This is a genomic window from Streptomyces sp. NPDC057249 (assembly GCF_042669245.1).
Taxonomy (GTDB): Bacteria; Actinomycetota; Actinomycetes; order Streptomycetales; family Streptomycetaceae; genus Streptomyces.
In genome coordinates this window covers 345505-358257 of sequence record NZ_JBHUXS010000007.1, presented here as the reverse complement: position 1 = coordinate 358257, position 12753 = coordinate 345505, and the positions used below count along the sequence as shown (strand labels likewise).

15 protein-coding genes are annotated in these 12753 nt (G+C 69.7%); 11 read left to right on the top strand and 4 right to left on the bottom strand.

What is annotated here, in order from left to right; all coding sequences use genetic code 11:
- Window positions 1-92 precede the first annotated feature (92 nt).
- A complete protein-coding gene (locus ACFUJY_RS16235) occupies window positions 93-434 on the top strand; it encodes a hypothetical protein (RefSeq protein WP_383299324.1) in 342 nt (113 codons plus the stop codon).
- Between the two features lie 16 nt (window positions 435-450).
- Here ACFUJY_RS16235 and ACFUJY_RS16230 read toward each other — a convergent pair whose 3' ends face one another.
- Both ACFUJY_RS16230 and ACFUJY_RS16225 read right to left on the bottom strand, forming a co-directional pair.
- Window positions 451-1035: an isochorismatase family protein gene (locus tag ACFUJY_RS16230; RefSeq protein ID WP_383299322.1), complete on the bottom strand. Its 585-nt coding sequence runs from the start codon at window positions 1033-1035 to the stop codon at window positions 451-453.
- Between the two features lie 100 nt (window positions 1036-1135).
- Window positions 1136-2464, bottom strand: a complete 1329-nt coding sequence (locus ACFUJY_RS16225; RefSeq protein WP_383299320.1) for a nicotinate phosphoribosyltransferase — start codon at window positions 2462-2464, stop codon at window positions 1136-1138.
- A gap of 90 nt (window positions 2465-2554) precedes the next feature.
- On the opposite strand from ACFUJY_RS16225, the gene clpS reads away from it, so the two are divergent.
- From clpS to ACFUJY_RS16185, 8 genes are all read left to right on the top strand, one after another.
- Window positions 2555-2869, top strand: a complete 315-nt coding sequence (gene clpS, locus ACFUJY_RS16220) for an ATP-dependent Clp protease adapter ClpS (RefSeq protein ID WP_073964985.1) — start codon at window positions 2555-2557, stop codon at window positions 2867-2869.
- Window positions 2870-2936: 67 nt separating this feature from the next.
- The gene (locus tag ACFUJY_RS16215; protein WP_383299317.1) at window positions 2937-3521 is read left to right on the top strand and encodes a DUF2017 domain-containing protein; all 585 of its coding nucleotides are present in this window, start codon (window positions 2937-2939) and stop codon (window positions 3519-3521) included.
- 317 nt (window positions 3522-3838) lie between these two features.
- Window positions 3839-5287: an amino acid permease gene (locus ACFUJY_RS16210; protein WP_383299314.1), complete on the top strand. Its 1449-nt coding sequence runs from the start codon at window positions 3839-3841 to the stop codon at window positions 5285-5287.
- A 92-nt stretch (window positions 5288-5379) separates the two neighbouring features.
- A complete protein-coding gene (locus ACFUJY_RS16205; RefSeq protein ID WP_383299312.1) occupies window positions 5380-5811 on the top strand; it encodes a Mov34/MPN/PAD-1 family protein in 432 nt (143 codons plus the stop codon).
- A 132-nt stretch (window positions 5812-5943) separates the two neighbouring features.
- Entirely contained in the window at window positions 5944-6069 is a 126-nt protein-coding gene (locus ACFUJY_RS16200) for a putative leader peptide (RefSeq protein WP_275408399.1), read from the top strand.
- A 127-nt stretch (window positions 6070-6196) separates the two neighbouring features.
- Complete coding sequence (locus tag ACFUJY_RS16195) at window positions 6197-6475, top strand: MoaD/ThiS family protein (RefSeq protein ID WP_143616195.1); 279 nt, start codon at window positions 6197-6199, stop codon at window positions 6473-6475.
- Window positions 6475-7425: a PLP-dependent cysteine synthase family protein gene (locus tag ACFUJY_RS16190; RefSeq protein WP_383299309.1), complete on the top strand. Its 951-nt coding sequence runs from the start codon at window positions 6475-6477 to the stop codon at window positions 7423-7425. Before ACFUJY_RS16195 ends, ACFUJY_RS16190 begins: the two co-directional genes overlap by 1 nt.
- A gap of 317 nt (window positions 7426-7742) precedes the next feature.
- On the top strand, window positions 7743-8495 hold the full coding sequence (locus ACFUJY_RS16185; protein ID WP_383299306.1) for an MBL fold metallo-hydrolase: 753 nt from the start codon (window positions 7743-7745) through the stop codon (window positions 8493-8495).
- 90 nt (window positions 8496-8585) lie between these two features.
- On the opposite strand, the gene ACFUJY_RS16180 is transcribed toward ACFUJY_RS16185, so the two are convergent.
- On the bottom strand, window positions 8586-9845 hold the full coding sequence (locus tag ACFUJY_RS16180; RefSeq protein ID WP_383299303.1) for a PTS transporter subunit EIIC: 1260 nt from the start codon (window positions 9843-9845) through the stop codon (window positions 8586-8588).
- 264 nt (window positions 9846-10109) lie between these two features.
- Entirely contained in the window at window positions 10110-11369 is a 1260-nt protein-coding gene (locus ACFUJY_RS16175; RefSeq protein ID WP_383299300.1) for a PTS transporter subunit EIIC, read from the bottom strand.
- 223 nt (window positions 11370-11592) lie between these two features.
- Between ACFUJY_RS16175 and ACFUJY_RS16170 the strand changes: the two genes are divergently transcribed.
- Window positions 11593-11826, top strand: a complete 234-nt coding sequence (locus ACFUJY_RS16170; RefSeq protein WP_290349524.1) for a PTS glucose/sucrose transporter subunit IIB — start codon at window positions 11593-11595, stop codon at window positions 11824-11826.
- A gap of 98 nt (window positions 11827-11924) precedes the next feature.
- A complete protein-coding gene (gene rph / locus ACFUJY_RS16165) occupies window positions 11925-12665 on the top strand; it encodes a ribonuclease PH (protein ID WP_383299296.1) in 741 nt (246 codons plus the stop codon).
- Window positions 12666-12753 lie beyond the last annotated feature (88 nt).

Sequence of the window (12753 nt, the reverse complement as noted above, 5' to 3'; positions counted from 1 at the left end):
CCGTCGCCCTCTAGCGGGCGGCGGCCGATCGTGTTTAGGTGCCCCTGTTCACTTTCTTATTGACACGATGTCTCACGGGGGAGCTCGTACGCATGGCAGGCGGAGGATTCAGCAAGTTGCCGAACGGCAGTGTGGTCGTCGCGATCACCCTGCCGAGCCCGGCGGAGGGCCCGGGCCCGGGCGCCCCCGTCCGGGTCCTGGTGCACGCGGCGAACCGGGCCCGCGCCCTGACCCGGCTGCGCAACCTGGGCCTGCGCGCCGTCTACCTCCGGGGCAACGCCGAGCCGCCCACCCCGGACGAGATCACCGCCGTCCTGCACCACCCGGACGGCGTCCTGTGGCGGGCGAGACCCGGCTGCGCGCAGGAGCTCTGGCACCCCATCCGCGCCCTGCTCAGGCCCGCCGCGCCCGCCGTCCCGGCCGGCCGGGGCTGACCCCGGCCCCGGGGGCTCAGACGACCGGCTTGCCGGTCAGCGTCACGCCCGCGCCGCGCAGCTCGGCCAGCGCCCGCTCCGTCGTCGCCTCGGCGACGCCCGCGGTCAGGTCCAGCAGCACCTGCGTGGCGAAGCCCTCGCGGACGGCGTCCAGCGCGGTCGCGCGCACGCAGTGGTCGGTCGCGATGCCGACCACGTCGACCTCGCGGACGTCCCGCTCGCGCAGCCAGGCGGCCAGGCCGGTGCCGTTCTCGTCCAGCCCCTCGAAGCCGCTGTACGCCGCCGCGTGGGCGCCCTTGTCGAACACCGTGTCGATGGCCCCGGAGGCGACCGCGGGCGCGAAATTGGGGTGGAAGCCCACCCCCTCCGTACCGGCCACGCAGTGCGGCGGCCAGGAGTGCTCGAAGTCGGGGGCCGACGAGAAGTGGTCCCCGGGATCGATGTGGTGGTCCCGGGTGGCCACCACGTACCGGTAGGCGGGCCGGCTCTCGCCGATCAGGTCGGTGATGGCGGCGGCGACATCGGCACCCCCCGCCACGGCGAGACTCCCGCCCTCACAGAAGTCGTTCTGAACGTCCACGACGATCAAGGCGCGGTGCATGGTGGCTGTCCTTCGGGGAGTGGGGGAGCGGTACGGGGATGGCTTCGAGCCTAGAGTTTCCTCGGAGGCAATCAAGCCCGTCAGGGCCTCGGGTCCCCCGTCACACGTACTCCGTGGGGATCACCGCCTCGCCGCGCGACAACTGCATCGCCGACAACGGCAGCCCCGCCCGCGCCGCGATGTGCCGGTCCCGCGCCGCGTCCAGCGGCTCCCGGGCCACCACCTCGCCGCCCCGGACCAGCTCCACCAGCAGCTGCCGCCCGGCCAGCTCCTCCGGCACCGGGCCGGTGCCGATCACCTCGGCCTCGGCCACGCCCTCCTCGTCCAGCCGGCGCGCCGCCCACTTGCGGCCGCCCTTGGACGACTTCGCGCCCATCGACTTCTTCGCGACCGGACGCAGCTCGTCGGCCGGGTCGCCGGACCCCGCGCGGGCGACGAGCTTGTAGACCATCGAGCAGGTGGGGTGCCCGCTGCCCGTGACGAGCTGCGTGCCCACCCCGTACGCGTCCACCGGCGCGGCGGCCAGCGAGGCGATGGCGTACTCGTCCAGGTCCGAGGTCACCACGATCTTCGTCTCCGTGGCGCCCAGCTCGTCCAGCTGCTGGCGCACCCGGTGGGCGACGAGCAGCAGGTCGCCCGAGTCGATCCGTACCGCACCCAGCTCGGGCCCGGCGATCTCGACGGCCGTACGGACCGCCTCGGCGACGTCGTACGTGTCCACGAGCAGCGTCGTACCGCGCCCCAGCGAGTCGACCTGGGCGCGGAAGGCGTCCCGCTCCGAGTCGTGCAGCAGGGTGAACGCGTGGGCGCTCGTGCCGACCGTCGGGATGTTGTAGCGGAAGCCGGCCGCCAGGTCCGAGGTGGTGTCGAAGCCGCCGACGTACGCGGCGCGCGCCGAGGCGACCGCCGACAGCTCGTGGGTGCGGCGGGCGCCCATCTCGATCAGCCGGCGCCCGCCCGCCGCCGCCGACATCCGGGAGGCCGCCGCGGCGATGGCCGAGTCGTGGTTGAGGATCGAGAGGATCACCGTTTCGAGCAGCACGCACTCGGCGAACGAGCCCTCGACCCGCAGGACCGGCGAGCCGGGGAAGTACACCTCGCCCTCCGGGTAGCCCCAGATGTCGCCGCCGAACCGGTAGTCCGCCAGGTAGTCCAGCGTCGGCCCGTCCACGATCGCCTGGTCGCGCAGGAAGCCGAGCATCTCCTCGTCGAAGTGGAAGTTCTCCACCGCGTCCAGGACCCGCCCGGTGCCCGCGACGACGCCGTAGCGCCGCCCCTCCGGCAGCCGGCGGGTGAACGCCTCGAAGACCGACCGCCGCCCGGCCGTCCCGGCCTTCAGCGCGGCCTGCACCATCGTGAGCTCGTACTGGTCGGTGAAGAGCGCTGTCGACGGCACGCCGACCCGTCGCCCGAGGTCCGCTGAGTTCATGCCGGGGATGCTACCCCTATTTCGTCAGAGTGACGAGATGGGGAGTCCGGGGCGGGGCCGTTTGTGCGCCGGGCCCCTGCGAGTGGCAGCATGGGACAGGTGAGCGTCGCCCCTACAGAGATCGAACGTCCCGAATCGGCCGAGGACCACCTCGTCGTCCCCGAGCCCGACGTCCCCTGGGTGACGCTGGTCCACAACGACCCGGTCAACCTCATGAGCTATGTGACCTATGTCTTCCAGGCGTACTTCGGCTACTCCAAGGACAAGGCGCACAAGCTGATGCTCGACGTCCACCAGAAGGGCCGCGCCGTCGTCTCCAGCGGCAGCCGCGAGGAGATGGAGCGCGACGTCCAGGCCATGCACGGCTACGGGCTGTGGGCCACGCTCACCCAGGACCGCAACTAGCACCGCACCACCCCAACCGGCACCGCACGGCCCACCCGCACCGCCCGACCATCATCGGAGAGAACCCATGGCCGGCCACTTCGAGGCCACTCCCGGCGGCGGCGCGGCCGTCGCGCTCGACGAGGTGGAGATCGCGATCCTGCGCTCCCTCGCCGTCCAGCTGCTCGAACTCATCGGCCCCGGCGACGAGCTCGCCGAGGGCGAGGACCCGCTCGCCGCGCTCTTCGCCGAGGGCCCCAGCGAGCCGCCCGCCGACCCGGCCCTGGCCCGCCTCTTCCCCGAGGCGTACGGCGACGAGGACGACGAACTGCGCGCCGCCTCCGCCGAGTTCCGCCGCTTCACCGAGAACGACCTGCGCACCCGCAAGCGCGAGGACGCGCTCGTCGTCGTACGCACGCTGGACGCGCTGACGCCCGCCGGCGAGGGCGGCGCCGTGCTCACGCTCGGCGCCGAGGAGTGCCGGAACTGGCTCGGCTCGCTCAACGACCTCCGGCTCACCATCGGCACCCGCCTCGAAGTCGGCGACGAGGACGAGGACGAGGAGAGCTCGCTCTACCGGCTCCCGGACAGCGACCCCAGAAAGCCCATGGTCATGGCGTACCTCTGGCTCGGCATGCTCCAGGAAACCCTGGTCGAGACCATGATGCCGTGACACCGGGTGGCCGCCCGACCGTCGTGTTCGCTCAACGGACACTCAAATCCGAATAACGATCGCGTCACCTGAACGGTCTTTTTTGCAGCGCCCGTTCCGCCTTGTCCGCTTTTACTTGTGGTGTGCGCCACACAACGTCCGCCGGATCGCCTTCACGCCCGTGATAAATCTTCACGACCACCCGGGAACGACACCCCTGTTCCCGGGTAGGCGCTATCAGCCGGTAACCACCGGCGGCACTCCATCCGTATCCGGGGGGATCAGGACCTGATCCGCGGCCGAAAGGCGCGGATCGGCGTGGAGAAAGGCGCAACCACATGACATCGGCGCAGATCGACGACAAGGGGCCCGAAGGCCCGCACGCCGCGGCCGCGGATGCCGCCACCTCCGCCGAGGGCTACCAGAGAGCACTCGGTGCCCGCCAGATCCAGATGATCGCGATCGGCGGGGCCATCGGCACCGGCCTCTTCCTCGGCGCCGGCAAGGCCATCGCCAAGGCCGGACCCAGCCTCATCCTGGCCTACGCCATCGCCGGCCTGGTCATCTTCTTCATCATGCGCGCGCTCGGCGAACTCCTCATGTACCGCCCGGTCTCGGGCTCCTTCTCGGAGTACGCGCGCGAATTCATCGGCCCCTTCGCGGGCTTCGTCACCGGCTGGACGTACTGGCTGTTCTGGGTCGTCACCGGAATCACCGAAGTCACCGCGGCCGCCCAGTACATGACGTTCTGGTTCGACATTCCGCAATGGGTATCGGCCCTGGTCTTCACGATCATTCTGTACGGCGTGAACCTCATCTCCGTAAAGCTCTTCGGCGAGCTGGAGTTCTGGTTCTCGATGGTCAAGGTCACCGCCATCGTCGGCATGATCCTCATCTGCGCCGGAATCCTCACCCTCGGCTTCTCCGACGCCGGTGACACCGCGAGCGTCACCCATCTGTGGTCCGACGGCGGCTTCTTCCCGCACGGCATCTCGGGCACCCTGATGACCCTGCAGATCGTGATGTTCGCCTTCCTCGCCGTCGAACTCGTCGGCGTCACCGCCGGTGAGTCCAAGGACCCCAAGACCGTCCTGCCCAAGGCCATCAACACCGTGCCCTGGCGCATCGCCGTCTTCTACATCGGCGCCCTGATCATGATCCTCTCGGTGGTGCCCTGGACCGAGTTCTCGCCCGGCGTCTCCCCGTTCGTGGAAGCCTTCAGGAAGATGGGCCTCGGCGTCGGCGCAGGCATCGTCAACTTCGTCGTCCTCACCGCCGCGCTCTCCTCCTGCAACTCCGGCATGTACTCCACCGGCCGCATGCTGCGCGACCTCGCGCTCAACGGCCAGGGCCCGAAGTTCTTCACCCGGCTCACCCGCAGCGGCACCCCGCTCATCGGCACCACGTTCTCCGCGGCGCTCATGCTCGTCGGCGTATGGGTCAACTACCAGTGGCCCGGCGACGCCTTCACCTACGTCGTCTCCTTCGCCACGATCTCCGGCATGTGGGCCTGGATCATGATCCTGGTCAGCCAGATCCGCTACCGCCGCCTGGCTGACCGCGGACTGCTCCCGCAGTCCTCCTTCCGGGCCCCCGGCGCCCCGTACACCAGCGTCTTCGCCCTCGCGTTCATCATGACGGTCATCGTCATGATGGCCATCGACGAGGACGCCAGGATCTCGCTGTACTGCGCCCCGCTGTGGGCCCTGATCCTCGGCGTCTCCTACCTGGTCCTGAAGGCCAGGAACCCGGACGGCAAGGCCTTCGCGGAGCGCGTCAAGCGCTGAGACGTACGCCTCCGACCTGGAGCGTTTCACGATGCGGGCCCCGGCGTACCACTCCTCGGTACGCCGGGGCCCGTCGTCCTATCCTGGGCGCCATGCTGACCATCACCCAGACGCTGTACGACCAGATCGTCGCGCACGCCCGCGCCGACCACCCCGACGAGGCGTGCGGCGTCGTCGCCGGACCCGCCGGCAGCGGCCGTCCCGAGCGCTTCATCCCCATGCTCAACGCCGCGCGCTCGCCCACGTTCTACGAGTTCGACTCCGCCGACCTGCTCAAGCTCTACCGCGAGATGGACGACCGCGACGAGGAGCCGGTGATCGTCTACCACTCGCACACAGCGACCGAGGCGTACCCCTCGCGCACCGACGTCACGTACGCCAACGAGCCCGGCGCCCACTACGTCCTCGTGTCCACCGCGGACACCGACGACGCGGGCCCCTTCCAGTTCCGCTCGTACCGCATCGTGGACGGCGAGATCACCGAGGAGGAGGTCCGGGTCGTGGCGGCGTACCCGGCCGCCTGACCGCCCCGGAGCCCGCCTCCGGGGGGCCGGGACGGGGCCGGGCGACCGGCCCTGTCCGCCCACCGAACGCCGACCATCCACCAGCTGAGATCACACTCCGAATCACCGGCCGGGAATCGATACGATGACCGCATGGTTCCCCATGACGTGAGTGACAAGACGCCGGGCTCGCTGCTCGTGGCGCGCCTGCACGTCGACCTGTGCCGCCTCTCCAGCGCGATCTGTACGAACCACCGGTCCGCCGGCCGCGAGGCCTGAGCCGGGCCATGCCCGGGCGCCGCCGACCGGCCGGGCGCCCACCGCACCACGTACCGACCCCGCGCGGGGGCAGAGCCGCACGCCCCACGCCCACCGCCACCACTCCGCTTCGACAGGAGCCCACGCCATGGCCATCGAGGTCCGCATCCCGACCATCCTCCGCACCTACACCGACGGCGCCAAGGCCGTCGAGGGCCAGGGGGACACCCTCGCCGACCTCTTCACGGACCTGGAGACCCGCCACACGGGCATCCGCGAGCGGATCGTGGACGGCGACCAGTTGCGCCGCTTCGTCAACGTCTACCTGAACGACGAGGACGTCCGCTTCCTGGACGGCATCTCCACCAAGCTGAGCGACGGCGACAGCATCACCATCCTCCCGGCCGTCGCCGGCGGCATGAACTGATGCGCTTCGACAGCCCGCTCGCCGCGGTGGGCAACACCCCGCTCGTCCGCCTGCCGCGGCTGTCACCCTCGGACGACGTCCGCATCTGGGCCAAGCTGGAGGACCGCAACCCCACCGGCTCGATCAAGGACCGCCCCGCGCTGCACATGGTCGAGCAGGCGGAGAAGGACGGCCGGCTCACCCCCGGCTGCACGATCCTGGAGCCCACCAGCGGCAACACCGGCATCTCGCTCGCCATGGCGGCCAAGCTCAAGGGCTACCGCATCGTGTGCGTGATGCCGGAGAACACCTCCCAGGAACGGCGCGACCTGCTCGCCATGTGGGGCGCCGAGATCATCTCCTCCCCGGCGGCGGGCGGCTCCAACACCGCGGTCCGCGTCGCCAAGGAGCTCTCGGCCGAACACCCGGACTGGGTGATGCTCTACCAGTACGGCAACCCCGACAACGCGGGCGCCCACTACGCGACGACCGGCCCGGAGATCCTCGCCGACCTCCCCTCGGTCACCCACTTCGTCGCGGGGCTCGGCACGACGGGCACCCTCATGGGCGTCGGCCGCTACCTGCGGGAGCACGTCGAGGGCGTCCGGATCGTGGCCGCCGAGCCGCGCTACGACGACCTGGTCTACGGCCTGCGCAACCTGGACGAGGGCTTCGTCCCCGAGCTGTACGACGCGTCGGTCCTCACCACGCGCTACTCGGTCGGCTCCGCCGACGCGGTCACCCGCACCCGCGAACTCCTCCAGCAGGAGGGGATCTTCGCGGGCGTCTCCACGGGGGCGGCGCTGCACGCCGCGATCGGCGTCGGCAACAAGGCGGTGAAGGCCGGGGAGACCGCGGACATCGTGTTCGTCGTGGCCGACGGAGGCTGGAAGTACCTGTCCACGGGCGTGTACACCGCGCCCACCACGGAGGCGGCGATCGCCACGCTCCAGGGGCAGCTCTGGGCGTAACCCGTGATCGGGGGCGCTGCCCCCGTACCCCCGCTCCTCAATCGCCGGAGGGGCTTGATTTTGCCCCCGTTGCCGCACACCCGCGGCAACGGGGGCTTTTTCGGCTGCGCCGCACCATCCAGCCCCGCCGGCGTGTGAGGCGCGGGGTCCGGGGCGGGGCCCCGGTGCCACCCGAACCGGTGACAGCGCAGGTGAGTTCCCCCACAACGAGCCACCCCGAAGGAGCGACCCGCACTTTCGCGCCTTACGCTCAACAAACCGCACCGCGAGAACCGCACGAACCCTCCCCGTTCCCACGTCTCGGAGGTTCACGCTCCATGAAGCTCACCGTCGTCGGCTGCTCCGGCTCGTTCCCCTCCGCGGGATCGGCATGTTCGAGCTACCTCGTAGAGGCCGACGGCTTCAGGCTGCTCCTCGACATGGGCAACGGCGCCCTCGGCGAGCTGCAGCGCCACGTCGGTCTCTACGACCTCGACGCGATCTTCCTCAGCCACCTGCACGCCGACCACTGCATCGACATGTGCGCGTACTTCGTCGTGCGGTACTACCCGCATGGCGGCGACCGCCCCGCCCGCATCCCGGTCTACGGCCCCGAGGGCACCGAGCAGCGGCTCACCACCGCGCACGCGGACACCCCGTCCGACCACGCGATGAGCGAGGTCTTCGACTTCCACACGCTGAAGCCGGGCTGGTTCGAGATCGGCCCCTTCTCGGTGCGCACGGAGAAGCTCCGGCACCCCGTGGACACCTACGGCATCCGCATCGAGCACGGCGGCTCCTCGCTCACGTACTCCGGCGACACCGGCACCTGCGAGGCCCTGGACGAGCTGGCCGAGGGCACCGACCTCTTCCTCTGCGAGGCGTCCTTCGTGCACGGCAAGGAGGACATCCCGGACCTCCACCTCAACGGCCGCGAGGCCGGCGAGCTGGCGGCCCGGGCGGACGTCGGCCGGCTGGTGCTGACGCACATCCCGCCGTGGACCGACGCCGGACGCAACCTCTCCGACGCCCGCGAGGTCTTCACCGGCCCGACGGAACTCGCGGTCCCGGGCGCGGTGTACGAAGTCTGAGCGGTGCGCTCGTACGCGTACGGCGTGCGGGTACGACGAAGCCCTCACCTTCCGCCGGGAAGGTGAGGGCTTCGAGCTGTCGGGCCGGACCTACTTGGTCAGGTCCTCGACCTCCTCCTCGGGCTCGCGGCCCGGGGTGGTGAGGTTGAACTTGGTGATCGCGAAGCGGAAGACCACGTAGTAGATCGCGGCGAAGACGAGACCGATCGGAATGATCAGCCAGGGCTTCGTGTCGAGCTTCCAGTACAGGGCGTAGTCGATGAGACCGGCCGAGAAGTTGAAGCCCGCATGGACGCCGAGGGCCCAGGTCACGGCCAGCGACACGGCCGTGAGGACCGCGTGGATCACGTACAGCAGCGGCGCGATGAACATGAACGAGAACTCGATCGGCTCGGTCACACCGGTGACGAACGAGGTCAGGGCCAGGGAGACCATCATGCCCATCACGGCCTTGCGACGCTCAGGGCGAGCGGTGTGCGCGATGGCGATCGCGGCGGCCGGAAGGCCGAACATCATGATCGGGAAGAAGCCCGACATGAACATACCGGCGGACGGGTCACCCGCGAGGAAGCGGCCGTAGTCGCCGTGCGCGACCTCGCCGGCGGCGTCGGTGAAGTCACCGAGCTGGAACCAGGCGACGGTGTTCACGAACTGGTGCATGCCGATCGGGATCAGCCCGCGGTTGATCAGGCCGAAGAGCGCGGCGCCGCCGGAGCCGAGGCCGGTCATCCACTCGCCGAAGTTGGATATGCCGTCGCCGATCGGCTCCCAGACCAGGCCGAAGAAGACGCCGACGATGACGCCGACGAAGGCCATGATGATCGGCACCAGGCGGCGGCCGTTGAAGAAGCCGAGCCAGTCGACCAGCTTCTTGCGGTGGTACCGCTGCCACAGGACCGCGGTGAGCAGACCCATGATGATGCCGCCGAGGACACCGGGGTCGTTGAACGTCGCGGCGACGTCGACACCCTTGTTGGCCGTCGTGTTGACCACGGCGTCGGTGACGGGGAACGCCTGGAGCACCTTGTTGTAGACCAGGAAGCCCACGAGAGCGGCGAGGGCGGTGGAGCCGTCCGCCTTCTTCGCGAAGCCGATGGCCACACCGACGCAGAACAGGATGGGCAGGGAGCCGGTGATCGCGCTGCCGGCGTTGCCGAAGACAGCCGCGACCTTGTCCCACCCGAGCCCGTCGGGGCCGAACACGTCGTCCTGCCCCAGCCGGACCATGAGGCCGGCGGCCGGCAGCACCGCGATCGGCAGCTGCAGGCTGCGACCCACCTTCTGCAGGCCCTGGAACAGGCCGGAGCCCCGCTTCTTCGCGGGGGCCGCCGTAGCGGTGGCCGTACTCATCAACTTCCTCCAGTAAGCAAGGCGCCGCCGGGGACAGGGGGTTTTTGGTGGGCGACGACTCGAGAAACGTGTCGCGTGAAGCTTCACGTGGTCTGGACCACTGAGTGGTGTAGACCAGTTGTAGCACGGTGAGGGTTAGATAAGGAACCTCCAATTTGCGACTACTTCGCAGCAGCTGCCGCATACGCACCGTGACATGCGAAAAGCCCCCGGACCGCATGGTCCGGGGGCCGTACGCACAAGATCAGTGACCTTGCATAAAGGCTACTTCGTGAGGTTCCTCTCGATGTCCTCCTCCACGTCCTCGGGCTCGCGCCCGGGCGTCGGGAGGTTGAACTTGGTGATCGCGAACCGGAAGATCACGTAATAGATCACCGCGAAGCAGAGCCCGATCGGGATGATCAGCCATGGCTTCGTATCCAGGTGCCAGTTGACGACGTAGTCGATCAGTCCCGCCGAGAAGCTGAACCCGGCGTGCACGCCGAACGCCCAGGTGACCCCCATCGACACACCGGTCAGGATCGCGTGCACCCCGTACAGCAGCGGCGCGACGAAGAGGAACGAGAACTCCAGCGGCTCCGTCACACCCGTCACGAACGACGTCAGCGCGACGGACAGCATCAGCCCCGCCACCTCCTTGCGCCGCTCCGGCCGCGCGGTGTGCGCGATGGCCAGCGCCGCCGCGGGCAGCCCGAACATCATGATCGGGAAGAAGCCCGAGGTGAACTGCCCGGCAGACGGGTCCCCGGCGAAGAACCGGGAGATGTCGCCCTGGACGGTGCCCCCGTCGGTCCCGGTGAACTCGCCCGCCTGGAACCAGAAGAACGTGTTCAGGAACTGGTGCATGCCGATCGGGATCAGCAGCCGGTTGGCGAAGCCGAAGATCGCCGCGCCCCAGGCGCCCAGGTCGATCAGCTGCTTGGCGAACCAGGTCAGCGCGTCACCCACCGGCTGCCACAGCAGTCCGAACAGCACGCCCAGGATCGCGCAGAGGAACGCCATCAGGATCGGGACCAGCCGGCGGCCGTTGAAGAAGCCGAGCCAGTCGACCAGCTTGGTGCGGTGGTAGCGCTGCCAGACGACGGCGGTCAGCAGCCCGATGATGATGCCGCCCAGCACACCGGGGTTCTGCGGCACCCCCTCCGGAACCTCCTTGGTCACCGAACCGTCCACCGGGAACGCCGTCAGCACCCCCCGGTAGACCAGGAAGCCGGCGACCGCGGCCAGGGCCGTCGAGCCGTCCGCCTTCTTGGCGAAGCCGATCGCGACCCCGATGCAGAAGAGCAGCGGCAGGCCCAGCTCGCCGTCGAGGATCGCGCTCCCGCCGTTGAGGAGGACCTTCGCGGTCTTGTCCCAGAAGCGTCCGTGCAGCGACGAGTCGAAGAGGTTGCCGAGGCTGACCAGCAGGCCGGCCGCGGGCAGGACGGCCACCGGCAGCTGCAGACTGCGGCCGACCTTCTGCAGGCCCTGGACCGGCCCGTTCCACCACTTCCGCTGCGGTAGCGCGGCCGCGTTCGAACTCATCGGCATCCTCCCGGAACACGCCTGGTTTGGCGGTCGTCGCATACTGGTGTAGACCAGTCGCGATACGGTGCGGAGCCCGGCCCGGAAGGCGGGGCGCCGGTGATCGTCATCATTGGGGACCGTGCGGTTGCCCGCCCGAGAAGTTGGGCCAACCGTGCGTTACCGTGACGAAACGGACCCATGGTGGGCCGTCGCACGCACATGAGGAACCAGGGAGAAGGCCATGGCCAGCAAGGCTGAGAAGATCGTCGCCGGGCTCGGCGGAATCGAGAACATCGAAGAGGTCGAGGGCTGCATCACGCGCCTCCGCACCGAGGTCGTCGACCCGGGCAAGGTCGACGAAGCCGCGCTCAAGGCCGCCGGCGCACACGGCGTCGTGAAGATGGGCACCGCGATCCAGGTCGTCATCGGCACCGACGCGGACCCGATCGCGGCCGACATCGAAGACATGATGTGACGACCGCCTGAACCCGCTCCCGCAGGCCCCGCCCACCCGGACGGGGCCTGCGGCGCACCCGGAAACCGAGGCCCCCGCCACCCGATAGGCTCGGCGCCATGTCTCGTATCGACGGCCGCACCGCCGACCAGCTCCGTCCCGTCACCATCGAACGCGGATGGAGCAAGCACGCCGAAGGTTCCGTACTCATCTCCTTCGGCGACACCAAAGTCTTCTGCACCGCCTCCGTCACCGAAGGCGTGCCGCGCTGGCGCAAGGGCAGCGGCGAGGGCTGGGTCACCGCCGAGTACTCGATGCTGCCCCGGTCCACCAACACCCGCGGCGACCGCGAATCCGTACGCGGCAAGATCGGCGGCCGGACCCACGAGATCAGCCGGCTCATCGGCCGCTCCCTGCGCGCCGTCATCGACTACAAGGCGCTTGGCGAGAACACCATCGTCCTGGACTGCGACGTCCTCCAGGCCGACGGAGGCACCCGCACCGCCGCCATCACCGGCGCTTACGTCGCCCTCGCCGACGCCGTCGCCTGGGCCCAGGGCAAGAAGATCATCAAGCACGGCCGCAAGCCGCTGACCGGCACCGTGGCCGCCGTCAGCGTCGGCATCGTGGACGGCACCCCGCTCCTCGACCTCTGCTACGAGGAGGACGTCCGCGCCGAGACCGACATGAACGTCGTCTGCACCGGCGACGGCCGCTTCGTGGAGGTCCAGGGCACCGCCGAGGCCCAGCCCTTCGACCGTACGGAGCTGGGCGCCCTGCTCGACCTCGCCACCGCCGGCTGCGTCGACCTCGCCCGGCTCCAGACCGAGGCACTGGCCGCCACCGCCCCCGGCGCCTGAAAAAACGGACCGAGAAGGTAAAGAGGCAACCAAGTCCCGCCGAGCGGCGTCGATACGCATACGGGCGCACGGGTCGAACCGTGCGCCC

Bases quoted from the DNA above. Each gene is read 5' to 3' on its own strand.
- ACFUJY_RS16235 (WP_383299324.1), top strand. From the start codon at position 93: ATGGCAGGCGGAGGATTCAGCAAGTTGCCGAACGGCAGTGTGGTCGTC.
- ACFUJY_RS16230 (WP_383299322.1), bottom strand. From the start codon at position 1,035: ATGCACCGCGCCTTGATCGTCGTGGACGTTCAGAACGACTTCTGTGAG.
- ACFUJY_RS16225 (WP_383299320.1), bottom strand. From the start codon at position 2,464: ATGAACTCAGCGGACCTCGGGCGACGGGTCGGCGTGCCGTCGACAGCG.
- clpS (WP_073964985.1), top strand. From the start codon at position 2,555: ATGGGACAGGTGAGCGTCGCCCCTACAGAGATCGAACGTCCCGAATCG.
- ACFUJY_RS16215 (WP_383299317.1), top strand. From the start codon at position 2,937: ATGGCCGGCCACTTCGAGGCCACTCCCGGCGGCGGCGCGGCCGTCGCG.
- ACFUJY_RS16210 (WP_383299314.1), top strand. From the start codon at position 3,839: ATGACATCGGCGCAGATCGACGACAAGGGGCCCGAAGGCCCGCACGCC.
- ACFUJY_RS16205 (WP_383299312.1), top strand. From the start codon at position 5,380: ATGCTGACCATCACCCAGACGCTGTACGACCAGATCGTCGCGCACGCC.
- ACFUJY_RS16200 (WP_275408399.1), top strand. From the start codon at position 5,944: ATGGTTCCCCATGACGTGAGTGACAAGACGCCGGGCTCGCTGCTCGTG.
- ACFUJY_RS16195 (WP_143616195.1), top strand. From the start codon at position 6,197: ATGGCCATCGAGGTCCGCATCCCGACCATCCTCCGCACCTACACCGAC.
- ACFUJY_RS16190 (WP_383299309.1), top strand. From the start codon at position 6,475: ATGCGCTTCGACAGCCCGCTCGCCGCGGTGGGCAACACCCCGCTCGTC.
- ACFUJY_RS16185 (WP_383299306.1), top strand. From the start codon at position 7,743: ATGAAGCTCACCGTCGTCGGCTGCTCCGGCTCGTTCCCCTCCGCGGGA.
- ACFUJY_RS16180 (WP_383299303.1), bottom strand. From the start codon at position 9,845: ATGAGTACGGCCACCGCTACGGCGGCCCCCGCGAAGAAGCGGGGCTCC.
- ACFUJY_RS16175 (WP_383299300.1), bottom strand. From the start codon at position 11,369: ATGAGTTCGAACGCGGCCGCGCTACCGCAGCGGAAGTGGTGGAACGGG.
- ACFUJY_RS16170 (WP_290349524.1), top strand. From the start codon at position 11,593: ATGGCCAGCAAGGCTGAGAAGATCGTCGCCGGGCTCGGCGGAATCGAG.
- rph (WP_383299296.1), top strand. From the start codon at position 11,925: ATGTCTCGTATCGACGGCCGCACCGCCGACCAGCTCCGTCCCGTCACC.